Raw genomic sequence first — 14,527 nt, forward strand, 5'->3', positions numbered from 1 at the left:
CCCCTGAATCCATCATTGGCCGCCCCCGGCGCGGCCGCAATCGGGTCGCCCGCGCTCGGCACGGCCGCGATCCGGTCGGCCGTGATCCGCCGGCCGTGCTCCGGCCGGCGGCGGCCGGGCAGGTGAGTGCCGATCCGGCGGCCGCGTGTCCGCGTGCGAGGGGGTGCGGCCCGGTGTTAAGGCTGCACGGACGGGGTGCTGGACGGCGATGCGGACGGGGCGCGACGTGAAGACCCGCTGGTGGTGCCTGCTCCTCCTGCTGCTCGCTGCCGTGGTGGCCTCGGGAGGGGCGGCCCGGGCACACGGGGCCGACCCCTGTGACGCCGGGAAGCTGAAGGCCCGCAGGGTCACCGCCGGGCTCGACTTCGACTACCACGACCGCAGCTACGCCCAGGTGATCTCGAAGCTGACCGTCAGCGTCTCGGCGAAGGAATGGCCCCCCGCGACGGATCTGGCGCTCAGCGAGAAGACGGCCCCGTACCGGAAGGCCATGCGCTGCCTCCTGCGCGGCGACGAAGAGACCCCGCGCAGCCGGGAGTGGCGGTTCCAGGACCCGCGGGTGAGGGTGCGGGGCGACGTGGTCACCGTGGACTACGAGGCGACCGCGTGGATCGAGCAGAACAGACCGTTCCTGCTTGGGCCGTGGAAGATCGACGTCGACTCCAAGGGGGAGAGCTGGCGCGTCTTCCTGCGGCCGCCGGGGACACTGGGCAACGCCGCATGGGGGCCGGTCGAGATCCGGCTGGACGGGCTGGAGGCCACCAACGTCTTCCCCTCGCCCTCTTCCGCCGACCGGGACCGTCTGGTGTGGTCCGAGCCGAAGCCCTTCAACGTGCGGGTGGAGGTGGACCCGCCCTGGCAGCGCTCCTTCAACGTGGGCGAGCAGTGGTGGTCCCTGGGCTGGGTGGGGGTCGCCTCGTGGTGGGTGTTCACCTCGGCGGTGAGCGCGCTGGCCGTGGGCTACGCGGCGCGGCCGAGACCGTCCGGCCGTCCGGATTCCGCCGCCCCGCCCGGACCGCCGGCACGAGACGGCCTCGCCCGGGTGATCCTGCTGTGGGCATCGGTCAGCGTCGTCGTGGCCGCGGTGCTGCGGGTGCTGATCGTGGACCATCCCGCGTCCCTCCCCCCGCCCGCGCGTTCCCTCGTCGCCCTCGCACTGGGACTCGCGCTGGTGCTCGCCGCCCGCCCGTGGCGCCCCCTCGCCTCCGCGTCGGTGGCCTCCCCCACCGGGCGGGAGGCCTCCGGCCCCGGACGCGTCCGGCGCCGGAGGCGGGCGGTGATCCTGACCGCCTCGGCCGTCGCGGTGACCGGAGCCGTGCCGGCCGTCGCGGCCCCCGCCGGGGTCGCCGGGCTGACCCTGGTGGCGCTGGCCACGCTGTGGCTGTGGCTCGCCGCGATGACGGCATGGGCGTGGCGCCTCGTACGCGAGGGTGAGATGGTCCGGCACTCCTGGAACGCGGCGTGGGACGGGGCGCCCGTCCGCTGCACGGTGGTCGCGTCGGCGGTACTGGCGACGGTCGCGGCCGCCCTGCTCGCTTCCTTCTGGTGGACCCACGAGCGCTGGTGGAGACGGGCGTACTGGCTCGTCGACCAGTCACGGACCGACCGGCACCGGGAGTGGGTGGAATTCCTGAAGCAGTTCCCCTACGCCGGGCTCACCTGGGTCTACGCCTACGCGTGGCTGCTGACGGGCATCGCGCTCGTCGCGCTGCTGCGGACCCGCGTCAAGGCGCGGCTGGCCGGGGCCGACGCCGACGGCGAAGGGCCTCCGCTAGGGCCGGCCGGAGCCGACCTCCTGCTGACGGTCGCGGTCTTCGCCCTGTGCGTGGGATTCCGGCAGGTCGAGTTCGCGGGCTCCAACGTGCTGTTCGGAGCCTGGCTCCTGCTGATGATCGCGTCCCTGTACGCCGTGGTCGTGATCGGCCGGCGGTTCTCCGTACTGGGCCGCACGGAGAAGGAGTTCCGCATCCGGAGGCTGGGATCGAAGCGGCGCCGGCACGTCCTCCTCAACAAGGCCCACGAGTTCCGCAACCTGCACCACAAGCTGTACGCGCTGGACCGGGGCCGGGGCGAGGGGGACCTCTCGCGCGAGGAACTGGAGAAGAGACTGGACGGGCTGCACCACTGGCTGTTCGACGGGTGGTCCGGAGGCCGTCCACGGCACCAGATCTCCGTACTGGACGCCGCGCTGAGCTGGGGACCCGGCGGCGACTGGTGGGAGAACGCGCGGAGCGCCGCGCGCCTGGCCTTCTGCTTCGGTTTCCCGGCCAGCATCGCCCTCGTCTGGCTCAGCTACCTCAAGGACGACCGCACTCAGATGGCCACGTTCCAGAGCCTCTCCGGAGTACCGGAGATCGTGGCGAAGTGCCTGGCCTGGCAGGTGGCGTGGGCCGGAGCGGGCCTGGCCCTGGGTGCGCTGTGGCGGGTGCTGCCCGGGCGCCGCAGCCCCGTGCGCGCGCTCAGCCTGACCGCCGCCTACGCCCTCCCCGTCTGCGTGGGCGCGCTGCTCACCCAGATCACCGACACGGAACTCGGGTACGTCTTCCTGCACGTCGCGCTCATGCTGCTCGTCCTGACGCTCACCAGCATCTGGATGGACATGGAAACCTTCAGCGAGGAGAGGCGGTTCTGGCCCAGCCGCCTCGGCCTGCTCCTCTCGGTCTACCAGTTGCGCGGACTGTCCACGCAGGTCGCCTATCTCGCCGCCCAGCTGGCGATCGTCGTGAGCGTCTGGCGCAGTCTGGCCGGCAGCGACTTCCGTCCCAAGTAGGGACGCCCGGTCCTCTCGGCCGCCTGCTCCGCGTCGACCAGCAGGAGCACCGCACCCCGCCCGGCTCCGCCCCGGGCGCCGCCGTGAGGATTCCGTCACCGGCCCACCCGTGGCCCGCACGCTCCGCATGCCGTTGAATGCCTTCTGGACGACGACGAAGGAGCGGGTCATGGGCCGTGGGAACAGGCGGCGCCGACCGCTGGTGGCGGGCGCGGCGGCGCTGGCGGCGGTGCTCGTCGCCGCCGGGCTCTACTGGTTCCAGCCGTGGAAACTCTGGCAGAACCGGACGGTCCGCGAAGCCCTGCCCAGCGCCGCTCCAGCGGCCACCGCACCGTCCCCCGCCACGTCCGCCGCCCCCGGTGGCCCGCGCACGCTCGCGCGGGGGACCCTGATCAGCCACGAACACACCACCACCGGCACGGTGCGGATCGTCCGTCTCGCGGACGGCTCGCACACCCTCCGGCTGGAAGGCCTGGACACCAGCAGCGGGCCGGACCTGCGGGTCTGGCTGACCGACGCCCCGGTGAAGGAGGGCACCGCCGGCTGGCGCGTCTTCGACGACGGCAAGTACGTCAGCCTCGGCGGGCTCAAGGGCAACAAGGGCGACCAGAACTACCCGATTCCGGCCGACGTGACGCTGTCCGAGTACACCAGCGTCACCATCTGGTGCGACCGCTTCGACGTCTCCTTCGGCGCCGCCGCCCTGACCGCCGCCTGATGCCGCTCCCCGGCCGCCCGCCCGTGCAGGCCCCGGTCCCGCCGTACGGTTCCGGCGTCCGCACCAGGCCAGGGCCAGCGCGGGTGAGGAAGAGTGACGGGCGCGGAGCCGGGTAGCCGCCTGGCATGAACGAGACCGACTACCGGACGCGCCTCATGACTGTCGGGTCGCTGGACGAGCTGGCCGGTCTGCTTTCGGAACGGCGGGGTCTCTACGTGCGCTGGTCCCTCGGCCCGCACACCGACCTCGCCTCTCCCTCCAGCCGCGACGAGCTGACCGGCGTGCAACTCCCCGGACTGTCCGCCAACCCCCTCGACGTCGAGGAATGGTGGCGGGACCGGCCGCTGCGCACGTGGGCCGCCCGGCGTCTGTACGACTACTCCCACCTCCCACGGGTCCGCGACGGCCGCGTCAAGCCCTGGCTGCTGCACGGCACCGAGGCCGGCCGCGGACCCGACAACGAGCCCCTGGTCCGGGATGTGGAACCGATCGGCTGGATCGACGAGAGCGTGATCACCGAAGCCGAACGGGAAATCGGACGACAGGACGGCGCGTGGGGGCCCATCGATCGCCTCGGGAGCCCCGACGCGCACGGCACAGCCATGAGGAGCAAGATCCTGGGTGGTGCTCGGCAACCCGAAGCACTGCGCGGCGGAAAGGGCGCCGCCACCCCCCAGGACAGCCGCCACCTGAAGGCGGCCCGACCGAAGAAGACGGGAAAGGAACAGCAGGACCCGTCACGGACTGGAGCCCCCGCCCCTCCGGAACAGCGCCCCGGCCACCCGTGAGCACGGCCGGCGCCGGGCGTACGCGGAGGTGCTGGTCACACGCCCGTGCCCCCGAGACCCAGCGGGCCGGCCGCTGACATGTGCCCGCCGAGGTCTCGGACGAGGAATACCTGCGCAACGCGGGAGGAACGGTGTCCGCGGCCTGACGGCCGACCGCGGGCAGCCGCCGGAGACGGTACCTGTGTGCCCGCCGACGGTTCCCTCGAGGCGGAGGCGGAGGCCGCCTCTCGGGCGTACGACCGCGTCACCGGCGGCGGCAGCGGCGGAGCAGCCTCCTCAGACCATCACCGAGCCTGCCTGCGAGCCGTGGGAGCCGGCACCGGACGACCTGTCCGCGCTTCTCCTGCCCGGAGCCCGGGACGCTCGCCCGGCCTCCCGGGCCTCCGCCGCCGTCTACGGGCGGTTCGCGGAGAAGGGGGGCGTTTTTCCCAGGGCTTCGATCGTCGCCTCCATCTCGAGGACCTGACGGCGCAGCCGCACCAGTTCCTCCCGCTCGGCCGTGGTCAGCCCGCCCGCCGGCCCATCGCCCCGCTCCACCTCCAGTTCCTCCGCTATCGCCGCCGCGAACGCGTCCACGTCGGCCTCGGTGGTGTCGAAGGAGGTCATCCAGCGGACCTCGCCGGCCTGCTCGTCCCAGGTGTAGAAGCGGAAACGCTTCTGAAGACGCTCGGTCACGGCCGGTGGCAGGACGGCGAAGATCTGATTGGCCTGTACCGGGCGGGCGATCTCCAGGCCCGGAAGTTCGCGCACCGCCTCGTACAGCCGCCGGGTCATCGCGTTCGAGCGGGCCGCCGAGCGCAGCCAGAGGTCACCGCCCAGCAGCGCCTCGAACTGCACCGACATGAACCGCATCTTGGAGCCCAGCTGCATGCTCGTCTTGCGCAGGTGAGCCATGCCGCGCACCGCGTCCTCGTTGAGCACGATCACCGCCTCGCCGAAGAGCAGCCCGTTCTTGGTGCCGCCGAGCGAGAGGACGTCCACGCCGACGTCGGTGGTCATCTCGCGCAGGGACACACCGAGGGTGGCGGCGGCGTTGGCGAGCCGGGCCCCGTCCAGGTAGACGAGCATGCCGAGGCCGTGCGCGTGGTCGCAGATCGCACGGATCTCGTCCGGCGTGTAGCAGGTGCCGAGCTCGGTGGACTGGGCGATCGAGACGACCTTGGGCCGGGCCCGGTGCTCGTCCTCGAAGCCCCATGCCTGCCGGTCGATCAGCTCGGGGGTGAGCTTGCCGTCCCATGTGGGCACCGTCAGGAGTTTGATCCCGGCGACCTTCTCGGGCGCCCCGCCCTCGTCGACGTTGATGTGGGCCGACTCGGCGCAGACCACGGCCTCCCAGCGGTCGAGCATGGTCTGGAGCGCGACCACGTTCGCGCCAGTGCCGTTGAAGACCGGGTACGTCTGCGCGGTGGGGCCGAAGTGACCGCGCACCACTTCCTGGAGGCGCTCGGTGTAGACGTCGGCGCCGTAGCTGACCTGGTGGCCGCCGTTGGCCAGAGCGATCGCCGCAAGGACCTCCGGGTGCGCCCCCGCGTAGTTGTCGCTGGCGAAGCCGCGCTCGTCCGGGTCGTGCCGTCGCTGTACGGTCATGGTGCTCGCTTACCTGTTTCGGTTGTACGGGTGTGACAGATGAGGCTCGGGCGGGCGCCGGCCGCGCCGGGCTTCTCCAGGCCGCGCACCAACCGCGGCACGGGCGACCCCGTGGCGACGACGACCGCAGCCCCGTCCAGGTCCCGGGCAGAGCTGTACGGACCGGAACGGTGATCGCGGTCCTGATCGTGCTCTTTCTAGCCGGGCGCCTTGAGCCGGTCAATGGATCACCGCAAAAACATCTGCGCGAGCGTACCTGAACCGCATATTTTTCTGAACGGAAACGGTTCGGCAGGGCTCCTGTGCCGGTGAAGCCGCCGTGCTCCCGCTGCCGACGCCGCGGCGGTGATCGACGCGGCGACCGCGGCCGGGCCGCGGGTCGGGTCCCCGCCGGACACCGTCCTCGGGACCGGCATCCAGACCGCCCGTGGTGTCGTCTAGAAGGGCGTCCCGTCTCGTGGGACCGCACGGTCGTGCATGCCGACTGACGGTCGTTGGTTGATCATGGCCGGCTTCTGGATCGAATTTGAGCCAAGTTGACCCAGAAAGATCGTTTCATTCCCCTCAAACCGGCCCAAATCACGGTCCGATGACGGCTGCGCGGGGTTGCGGAATGGCCGGGGTGGGCGCACGTTTTGGAGCTCGCCCCCCGCGCGGGTTCTGACGTCCGCCCCTGCAATCGCGCAGGGCGCGCCGGGGCGACACGCAACACAACGAGGCGCAGCGAAAGGGAAGCAGGGATCTCATGACAGTGCAGGCCATCAAGCTGCCCATACTGAGGATGCCGTACCCGGTGCGGGTGAATCCGTACCTGCTGGCCCTGCGCGAGGAGACCGAGACGTGGGCGCGAGAGATGGGCATGCTGGACAGCGGCGGAGCACCCCCGGCCCGCCGGGCGATCTGGACCCTGTCCCAGTTCCACGCCATGGCCGTGGACCAGCTGACCGCCTGGGCTCTTCCTGACGCCTCACTCACCGACCTCCGGCTTAACCACCGGCTCAACCTCTGGGCTCTGGCCTGGGACGATTACTTCGCCTCCGCCTTCAAACGGACGGGCGACCTCACAGGCGCACAAGCCTTCACCGCCCGCCTCCATGCCTTCATACCGCCGGAGCCGGGCGCCCGGTTGCCGGAGCCGACCAATGCCGTCGAAAGGGGCATGGCCTACCTCCAGCAGCGGCTGTTCCCCCCGAGGATGGCGCACTGGCAGCAGGGGCTCAACCGTGCCCTGGCAAGGTACATCGACGCGGGAGTTCAGGAACTGGCCAACAGCCGCGCCGGACGTGTCCCGGACCTCATCGAGTATGCCCAGTTCCGCCGTGAAAGCTTTGCCGCCTATACCGCCCCCTACTCCGTCGAACTCTCCACCGGAGCACGGATCCCTGAGCAGATCCGGCACAGCCGAGCCTTCCGCGCACTGCTCGACGCCTTCATGGACTACATGGGAATGGCGAACGACATCGCCTCCTATCAGCGGGAAGTCCATGACGAACACGACGTCAACAACCTCGTCATAGTCCTCCAGACCTCCCTGCGCATCACTGTCCAGGAGGCGATGCACGCGGCCGCCGATCTGGTGACCGCCCGGCTGCGCCACTTCGAGCACCTCACACGGAGCGAACTGCCCCCGGTCGTCCAGCGAGCCGGGTTGAACCACGGCGAACGGATCGAGCTGGAAGCGTGGCTCGGGGGAGCCCGCAGTTTCCTGTCCGGCCTCCACGCGTGGTACACCGGGGCGCCCCGCTACGCTCCGGCAGAAGGTCCGTCCCCAGCGCAACGGACTTCCGCCGCCGCTGCGCCCGACGTCGAGCGGTGTGTCTCAGCGTCATCAGGATTCACGACGTCGACGCGCGCGTGAACTGATGCGGGCTGCGGGGCCTACAGCCTCCGCAGGAACCACCTCAGCCGCGCCCACCACGAGGTGCGGGGTTCGGTCGGGCGCGGCAACTCGTCCTCGGGCAGCGGCCATTGGGGCGCCGTCGGAATGCCGCTGCTTGGCGGGGGCGCGGCCGGCAGCGGTGTCAGGACATCATGGGCTTCCGGACGGCGGGACGCGAACTTCACGGGTAGCGCCGTCAGATGCCGGGACCAGGTGGAGGAGCGCCAGGTGAGCTCTTCCTCGGGTACGGCCAGGCTGATGTCGGGAAGCCGGGTGAGCAGGATGTCGATGCCGGTGTCGGCGATGACACGGCCGATGTCCTGGCCGGGGCACTCATGGGCGCCGGCGCTGAAGGACAGGTGCGCGCGGTTGTGGTGCACGCGGGTCGAGGGGTCCGGGCGGACCACGGGATCGACGTTCCCGGCGGCCAGGCCCAGCAGGAGCATGTCTCCCGCCTTGATCTGCTGTCCTCCGAGGGAGGTGTCACCGGTGGCCCAGCGGCCAGGGCACACCATCAGCGGTGGCTCGTCCCAGAGCACTTGCTCCACTGCTTCCGGCAAGGTCATCTGGCCGCCGGCCAACGACCCGCGGAACCGCGGGTCGGTGACCGCCATTCGCAGTACGTTGGACATGAGATTGGCAGTCGTCTCATAGCCCGCGAGCAGGATGAGACGCAGGTGGTGCTGCACCTCCTCGTCCGTGAGGCCGGCCGGGTGGGACATCAGCACGGATGCGATGTCCTGCCCGGGCAGAGCGCGCTTGGCGACGACGAGCTGTTCGAGGGTCTCCAGCACATAGGCGTTGCTCGCGAGCGACGTTTCGGTTCCCTTGAAGAGGTCCCGGGCGGCGTGCACGAGCTTGGGACCGTACTCGTCCGGCATTCCGAGCAGGTGGGTGAGAACGAGCATGGGCAGGTGCTCGGTGAACTGACCGACCAGCTCCGCCCTGCCCGTTTCGCAGAAATCATCGACCAGCTGGTGCGCGAAGCGGGTGATGTGGCGGCGGATTCCGCGCTGGTCGAACTGGTTCAGGCCGGCCGTGACCGCGCCCCGCAGGCGCTGGTGCTCTTCGCCGTCCGCACATACACAATCGGGTCGCCAGCCGATCATCGGCACCAGTGGCGAGGTGGTGGCGTCGATCTCGCCACTCTTCCAGCCGTGCCAGGTGCGGGGGTCGCGCGAGAACTGGGTGGAGCGGCTGGCCACATCACGGTTCTCGAGGTACCCCAGGACGAGCCAGGCCCGTACGCCCCCGTCGAGCAGGACGGGCGCCACCGGACCGTGGGCGGCACGCAGCTTCTCGTACAGGCCCATGGGGTCGGTCTCGGCCGCGGCGCCCCAGAGCGGGGTCGCCGCGTCGAATCCCGTGGCGGTGTGTGCCGGGCAACCCGGGGGCGGGGTGAGCCCTGGTTCCGTGGAGGTGTGGTCAGTGGGTGGGACGGTCATACGGACTCCTGAGCGGCGGCGAGGGTGCACAGGTAGCCCATCAGCGCGAGCAGCGCGTCGCGGCTGGACGACCGGTCGCGTGCGTCACAGGTGATGATGGGCACCGATTCGTTGAGCGCCAGAGCGGTACGCAGGGCTGCTACCGGGTGCTGCGGCGCCTCGGGGAAGGTGTTGACGGCCACGACGAAGGGGACGCGGCGGTCTTCCAGACGGGTGATGATCTCGAAACAGACTTCGATCCTCCGGGTGTCGACGAGGACCACGGCACCGAGCGCGCCTTCGAAGATGCCGTTCCACAGGAACCAGAAGCGCTCCTGTCCCGGCGTCCCGAAGAGATAGAGGATCAGCTCCTCGTTGATGCTGATGCGACCGAAGTCCAGAGCAACGGTCGTGGTGTTCTTGCGTTCCGCACCGGGATTGTGGTCGATCCCGACGCCGGCCTGAGTCATGGATTCTTCGGTGGTCAGGGGCGGGATCTCGCTCACCGCCCCGACCATGGTCGTCTTGCCCACCCCGAAGCCGCCGACGATCACGACCTTGACCCCCCTGGCGCCGTGCGGCAGCAGCACCTCCGAGCGGTGGGGGCCGGCGGCGGGAGCGTCAGAGCCTGCGTAGTCCATGGATCACCGCCTCCAGAAGGCCGAGTTCGGGGACCGCCGCGACAGGAACGGGAGCAGTGGCCTGCACCCGCTCGTTGTCCACGAGCTTGGAGAGCAGCACCGTGATGACGCTGAACGGCAGGCTGAGGTACGCGGAGATCTCGGCCACCGACAGCGGGTATTGGCACATGGTGAGGATGGCCGCCTGCTCGGGCTGCATACCGGGTTCGGGTGCGGACCTCGATGAGATGAGGGTGACCAGGTTGAAGGCTTTGGCGGAGGAACCCGGGCCACCGGAGATGACATAGAGCGGCACGGGACTGCCTTCGTCCCATGCTTTCTGGTTCTGTGACGTCACATCGCCTGCCCGACGTCCTCACGAGGCGGGCTGGTCATGTGCTGGCCGATCCGGACCACCAGCGTACGCATGCGATCGCCCAGCAGGCCCGCGTCCACCTCCGCGTCGGCCAGCACCGCGAGATAGGCCCCGGGACCGGCCGCCATCAGGGAGAAGTACCCGCCGTCGACTTCGATTCCCACCATGTGGGTCGAGCCGTCTCCGTGCGGGAACTTCTGTGCGATGGCCTTCGCCAGGCTTTGGATTCCCGAGCAGGCAGCGGCGATCGCGTCAGCGGTGTCGGGCTCCGTGTTCGCTTGACCGATGCACAGACCGTCCGATGACAACACGACCACGTGTCGCACGTACGGGACGCTGGTTGCCAGCTCCTTGAGCATCCAGTCCATGTTGGGCAGTGGCGGCACGGTTACTCACCCTCGTCTGATGGCTCGTTGGTTCGAATGGAAGGGCCCGCACTCGGCCTCTTCTCGCCGCTGAACGCCTCCCACATCAGGCCCGGCTGCCGGGGTGCGTCGGCCGTTGCCGGGGTGGCGGCCGGAGCGGCCGGCGGATGGGGGGCCGTGCGGACGACCGGTGTGGGGACGGGTGACTCGCGTCGCCGTTGAGGCAGTCCGTTCACCGTCTTTTCGGCCTCGACGGAACCCGCTGCGGCATCGTGCGCCATCGTCATCGTCATCGTCGGCCTCGGCGCGGCCGGTGTGCCCGTGGGCCTCGGCGTGAACTGCTGGACTTTCGAGGCAGGCTGCTGAACCGTGGTGATCAGGCGCCGCGGAACGAGCACGACGGCCCGCACGCCCCCGTACGCGGAGGTCCGCAGGTCGACGTCGAGGCCGTGCTCGCGGGCCAGCCGGCTGACGACGGGCAGGCCGAGCTGCGTCGCCTCGCCCAGGTCGGCCAGATCCATGCCGGACGATGCCTGAGCCATCACGCGGTCGACGCGCTGGCGTGCTTCTTCGGTGAGCCCGACACCACGGTCCTCGATCTCGATCGCGACACCGGAGGGCACCTCGCTCGCGGTCACCTCGACCGGGGCGTGCGGCGGTGAGAAGGTAGTGGCGTTGTCGAGCAACTCGGCGAGCAGGTGGATCAGCGGCTCGGCTCCCTGGCCGATCACAGCCACCTCTGTCACCGACTGCAGCTTCACGCGGGGATAGTCCACGATGCGTGACATGGCCCCTCGCACGATGTCGTAGAGAGGGATCGGCTTCGACCACTGACGCCCGGGCCGGGCGTCACCCAGTACCGCGATGCTGGCCGCAAGGCGCCCGATCAGGGCGTTGCGATGGTCGATGTCCTGCAGGCCATGGGAGACCACTACATCCGTGCCATGCAGGATCTGCATGTCGCGCAGGTCCTTGGCGAGTTGATGCACGATCGCCTGGACCCGCCGGGCGATCGCCACCAGTGCCCGCTGCGACGAATCCCGTGTGCGTTCCTCGGCTTCCACGGCTTCCAGGAGCGTCCGCAGAGCTGCCCGGAGCGCTTCGGCGAACTCGCTGTCGAGATGTTCCCCGAACGGGACGGACTGCAGGATCTCAGAAGGGGGCTCACCCTTCTGCAGGCGGGCGACAGCCGCGGGGAGGAGCTCTTCGGCGAGCCATACAGTGGTGGCCCGCTGATCGGACAGGCGGGCGAGCAGCACGGTCTCGCGTTGCGCGTAGTACCGCTGCACCTCGGCATTGGCCCATGCGTAGCGGGCCGCCTCCGCCGAGTGCGTCCGGCGCGCCGTCTCAGCCGAAGTGATGGCCGTCAGGACGACCGCGACGAGGCCGCACCAGGCAACCGGCGTGCGTATCTGGGCGGAAACAAAGATCAGCGCCACAACGCAGGCCCCGGCCAGAACAACAGGGGGGATGAGCCATGCTGGAGCCACCGCATGTGGCAGCGCTCTGGAGGTTGAACCTGCACGAACCATCTAAGGGTCCCTAAACAGTCTGGAATTGGTGGACTGGGCGTGATGCGGCGCGCCGACAAGAACGGTCGGGACTTCGCTCGACCGGGCAGAGATGTTCCAATGAGTGCGCCGGACGGGCCGGTTCGAGATCGCATCGGTGGTCACGCCTCCCGCGGCCGGGCTCCGTCTGCACGCAATGCGACGCTGGACTCACGGTGAGTGCAGTGCAACACGCGAGGCGAGCATAGTCAGTTCGGGTACGCCAGGTGGCCTTGACTGGAACGGAAGTCTCCGTTGATCGGTCTGGGCCCGTAGTTGATCGATCACCGCCATGTCACGCACTGCGCATGCATGGAATCGACCGTATCCAGCAGCTTGCTGTTCATGGCTCCCAGCTCCGGCCTCCGGCGCCTCTTAGGTCCGTGCGCTTGAGCGAGTTCACGCGCATTGGCTGCCCCGTCCACGAGGCGCTTGCGGTCGACTGCGACGGCTGCCGGGGCGGCGCGGGGGCCGAGACGCGGCCGTCCTCGGCGGGCAGGACCTGGCCGGGGAGGGCCAGGGCCATGTCGTCGCCGACGGGCAGGTCGGCGTCTGCGTCTTCGGGGCGGCGAGGTGGGGTGGCGCCGACGGCTGCCGCCGTGGAACAGAAGTCGACCACGCTGCCGTGTTCCAGGAGTGCCACGGAGTCCATGGCGAAGGTTCATCAGTCGGTCAGTGCGAGTCCTGAGAGAGCTGGGGAGAGCTGACCGGACATGCGAATGGCTGTAATCTGCGGGGACCGCCCTTGACCTGCAATGAGCAGGCAGGGAGCAGACACACCGGGAGTATTCGCATGCTTCGTACCATGTTCAAGTCCAAGATCCACCGAGCCACCGTGACGCAGGCCGACCTGCACTACGTGGGGTCCGTGACCATCGATGCCGATCTGCTCGATGCCGCCGATCTGCTGCCCGGGGAGCTCGTCCACATCGTGGACATCACCAACGGGGCGCGGCTCGAGACGTACGTCATCGAGGGGGAGCGGGGGTCCGGGGTCATCGGGATCAACGGGGCCGCCGCGCATCTCGTGCACCCCGGGGACCTGGTGATCCTCATCAGCTACGCCCAGGTGGACGACGTCGAGGCGCGGGCGCTCAAGCCGCGCGTCGTGCACGTGGACGGGGACAACAGGATCGTCGAGCTGGGGGCGGACCCGTCCGCCCCGGTGCCCGGGACGGACCAGGAGCGCAGCCCTCATTCCGTGGCTGTCTGAGCTGAAGGAGCGGGGCCGTGGTGATCGAGCTGGTGGACGAGCGGAAGGCCGGGCGGTTGCTGGCCGTCGAGGACCGGAGGGTGGTCGGGTTCATCGCGTACTTCGTGCTCGCGGCGGAACCCCACGCCCTGGTGGCGGTGCACACCGTCGTGGAGCCGGGGCAGGAGGGCCGGGGGATCGGCGCGGAGCTCGTCAAGGGGTTCTACGGGATCGCCGCGGCGCAGGGGGTGCCGGTCGTGCCGCTCTGTCCGTACGCGGCGAGCTGGGCCGGCCGGCATCCCGAGCAGGCGCCCGAGGCGCCGGCCACGGTCGTCGAGGCCGCCCGGGCGCAGCTGGAGCGGGACGCCGACCTGTGGTGACCGCGCTGACGCTGCTCCACACCTCCCCGGTGCACGTCCCGGTCTTCGAGGCGCTGCGCGAACGCGAGCACCCGGGGGCCGTACTGCGGCATCTGGTGGTTCCCGAGCTGCTGGACATGGCCCGGGAGCGGGGGCCGGAGGCCGTGGAGGCCGAGGTGCGGGCCGTGCTGGCGGAGTGCGGCGGGCCCGTGCTGGTCACCTGCTCGAGCATCGCGGGTGTCGCGGAGTCCCTGGCTCCCGAGCTCGGGTTCCCGGTGCTCCGGGTGGACCGGCCGATGGCAGCCGAGGCCGTACGGAAGGGCCCGCGGATCGTCGTACTGGCCTCGGTGGAGTCGACCCTGGCGCCGACCGGGGCCCTGCTGGCCGAGGAGGGGGCACGGGCCGTGCGCAGCCGGGTGGTGCCGGGCGCCTGGGAGCGGTTCGCGGCCGGGGACGAGGACGGGTACCTCGCCGCGGTCGCCGAGGCCGCGGACGCCGTCACGGACGCCGACGTCATCGTGCTGGCGCAGGTCTCCATGGCCGGGGCCGCCGCCCTCGTACGCACCCGCGTCCCGGTGCTGTCCAGCCCCGCGGCGGGGCTGGCCGCCGCCCTCGCTGGGGGGCGTACCGGCTGAGATCGGGGGAAGGTGGGCGGTATGGTGCGAAAACTTGAGCAGACGCAGCCGCCCGTACCGGACCCCGGACCGGGCCCCAACCCGTTCCCGCCGCTGCCGGACCCGGAGCCCGTGCCGCGCCCCGTGCCACCGGTACCGGGGCCGGTACCCGAGCCCGACCCCGTGCCCCCGCCCCCGGGGCCCGCGCCGATCCCGCAGCCGGGGCCGCTGAGCTGACGTCCGGGTGCGGGGCAGGACCCGTACGGTGACCTCGCCGGGCCCGTG

The 14,527-nt window shown here is 70.5% G+C and carries 14 protein-coding genes; 7 read left to right on the forward strand and 7 right to left on the reverse strand.

Going from position 1 to position 14,527, the window contains the following annotated elements:
* Nucleotides 1–208: 208 nt before the first annotated feature.
* From ACFY7H_RS01790 to ACFY7H_RS01800, 3 genes are all read left to right on the forward strand, one after another.
* Nucleotides 209–2,770, forward strand: a complete 2,562-nt coding sequence (locus ACFY7H_RS01790) for a DUF6185 family protein (protein ID WP_388931570.1) — start codon at nt 209–211, stop codon at nt 2,768–2,770.
* A 169-nt stretch (nt 2,771–2,939) separates the two neighbouring features.
* Entirely contained in the window at nt 2,940–3,488 is a 549-nt protein-coding gene (locus ACFY7H_RS01795) for a DM13 domain-containing protein (protein ID WP_388931573.1), read from the forward strand.
* Between the two features lie 125 nt (nt 3,489–3,613).
* A complete protein-coding gene (locus tag ACFY7H_RS01800) occupies nt 3,614–4,276 on the forward strand; it encodes a DUF6098 family protein (RefSeq protein ID WP_388931575.1) in 663 nt (220 codons plus the stop codon).
* A 393-nt stretch (nt 4,277–4,669) separates the two neighbouring features.
* Here the strand turns inward: ACFY7H_RS01800 and ACFY7H_RS01805 are convergent, their stop codons facing one another.
* Complete coding sequence (locus tag ACFY7H_RS01805; protein ID WP_388931578.1) at nt 4,670–5,863, reverse strand: threonine aldolase family protein; 1,194 nt, start codon at nt 5,861–5,863, stop codon at nt 4,670–4,672.
* Between the two features lie 745 nt (nt 5,864–6,608).
* Here ACFY7H_RS01805 and ACFY7H_RS01810 point away from each other — a divergent pair.
* Nucleotides 6,609–7,721, forward strand: coding sequence for a hypothetical protein (locus tag ACFY7H_RS01810; protein WP_388931581.1), 1,113 nt, complete (start codon nt 6,609–6,611; stop codon nt 7,719–7,721).
* 20 nt (nt 7,722–7,741) lie between these two features.
* On the opposite strand, the gene ACFY7H_RS01815 is transcribed toward ACFY7H_RS01810, so the two are convergent.
* The 6 genes from ACFY7H_RS01815 to ACFY7H_RS01840 form a co-directional block, all read right to left on the reverse strand.
* Complete coding sequence (locus tag ACFY7H_RS01815; protein WP_388931584.1) at nt 7,742–9,187, reverse strand: cytochrome P450; 1,446 nt, start codon at nt 9,185–9,187, stop codon at nt 7,742–7,744.
* Nucleotides 9,184–9,807, reverse strand: a complete 624-nt coding sequence (locus tag ACFY7H_RS01820; protein ID WP_388931588.1) for an ATP/GTP-binding protein — start codon at nt 9,805–9,807, stop codon at nt 9,184–9,186. The genes ACFY7H_RS01815 and ACFY7H_RS01820 overlap by 4 nt, the downstream gene beginning before the upstream one ends.
* The gene (locus ACFY7H_RS01825) at nt 9,788–10,102 is read right to left on the reverse strand and encodes a DUF742 domain-containing protein (protein ID WP_362055927.1); all 315 of its coding nucleotides are present in this window, start codon (nt 10,100–10,102) and stop codon (nt 9,788–9,790) included. The genes ACFY7H_RS01820 and ACFY7H_RS01825 overlap by 20 nt, the downstream gene beginning before the upstream one ends.
* A gap of 38 nt (nt 10,103–10,140) precedes the next feature.
* Nucleotides 10,141–10,530, reverse strand: coding sequence for a roadblock/LC7 domain-containing protein (locus ACFY7H_RS01830; RefSeq protein ID WP_388931591.1), 390 nt, complete (start codon nt 10,528–10,530; stop codon nt 10,141–10,143).
* Between the two features lie 20 nt (nt 10,531–10,550).
* On the reverse strand, nt 10,551–11,966 hold the full coding sequence (locus ACFY7H_RS01835) for a sensor histidine kinase (RefSeq protein ID WP_388931594.1): 1,416 nt from the start codon (nt 11,964–11,966) through the stop codon (nt 10,551–10,553).
* Nucleotides 11,967–12,420: 454 nt separating this feature from the next.
* Complete coding sequence (locus ACFY7H_RS01840; RefSeq protein ID WP_388931596.1) at nt 12,421–12,729, reverse strand: hypothetical protein; 309 nt, start codon at nt 12,727–12,729, stop codon at nt 12,421–12,423.
* Nucleotides 12,730–12,870: 141 nt separating this feature from the next.
* Between ACFY7H_RS01840 and panD the strand changes: the two genes are divergently transcribed.
* The 3 genes from panD to ACFY7H_RS01855 are packed head-to-tail and all read left to right on the forward strand — an operon-like array spanning nt 12,871 to nt 14,263.
* On the forward strand, nt 12,871–13,290 hold the full coding sequence (gene panD / locus ACFY7H_RS01845) for an aspartate 1-decarboxylase (RefSeq protein ID WP_388931599.1): 420 nt from the start codon (nt 12,871–12,873) through the stop codon (nt 13,288–13,290).
* A gap of 17 nt (nt 13,291–13,307) precedes the next feature.
* Complete coding sequence (locus tag ACFY7H_RS01850) at nt 13,308–13,649, forward strand: GNAT family N-acetyltransferase (protein ID WP_388931601.1); 342 nt, start codon at nt 13,308–13,310, stop codon at nt 13,647–13,649.
* Nucleotides 13,643–14,263, forward strand: coding sequence for an arylsulfatase (locus ACFY7H_RS01855; RefSeq protein ID WP_388931603.1), 621 nt, complete (start codon nt 13,643–13,645; stop codon nt 14,261–14,263). Before ACFY7H_RS01850 ends, ACFY7H_RS01855 begins: the two co-directional genes overlap by 7 nt.
* Nucleotides 14,264–14,527 lie beyond the last annotated feature (264 nt).

Origin of the sequence: Streptomyces sp. NPDC012794 (assembly GCF_042901085.1) — a bacterium.
Classification (GTDB): domain Bacteria; phylum Actinomycetota; class Actinomycetes; order Streptomycetales; family Streptomycetaceae; genus Streptomyces.

Excerpts from the sequence above, each read along its gene's own strand:
- ACFY7H_RS01805 (WP_388931578.1), bottom strand. The coding sequence starts at position 5,863 with ATGACCGTACAGCGACGGCACGACCCGGACGAGCGCGGCTTCGCCAGC.
- ACFY7H_RS01795 (WP_388931573.1), top strand. The coding sequence starts at position 2,940 with ATGGGCCGTGGGAACAGGCGGCGCCGACCGCTGGTGGCGGGCGCGGCG.
- ACFY7H_RS01815 (WP_388931584.1), bottom strand. The coding sequence starts at position 9,187 with ATGACCGTCCCACCCACTGACCACACCTCCACGGAACCAGGGCTCACC.
- ACFY7H_RS01820 (WP_388931588.1), bottom strand. The coding sequence starts at position 9,807 with ATGGACTACGCAGGCTCTGACGCTCCCGCCGCCGGCCCCCACCGCTCG.
- ACFY7H_RS01790 (WP_388931570.1), top strand. The coding sequence starts at position 209 with ATGCGGACGGGGCGCGACGTGAAGACCCGCTGGTGGTGCCTGCTCCTC.
- ACFY7H_RS01830 (WP_388931591.1), bottom strand. The coding sequence starts at position 10,530 with ATGGACTGGATGCTCAAGGAGCTGGCAACCAGCGTCCCGTACGTGCGA.
- panD (WP_388931599.1), top strand. The coding sequence starts at position 12,871 with ATGCTTCGTACCATGTTCAAGTCCAAGATCCACCGAGCCACCGTGACG.
- ACFY7H_RS01840 (WP_388931596.1), bottom strand. The coding sequence starts at position 12,729 with ATGGACTCCGTGGCACTCCTGGAACACGGCAGCGTGGTCGACTTCTGT.
- ACFY7H_RS01810 (WP_388931581.1), top strand. The coding sequence starts at position 6,609 with ATGACAGTGCAGGCCATCAAGCTGCCCATACTGAGGATGCCGTACCCG.
- ACFY7H_RS01800 (WP_388931575.1), top strand. The coding sequence starts at position 3,614 with ATGAACGAGACCGACTACCGGACGCGCCTCATGACTGTCGGGTCGCTG.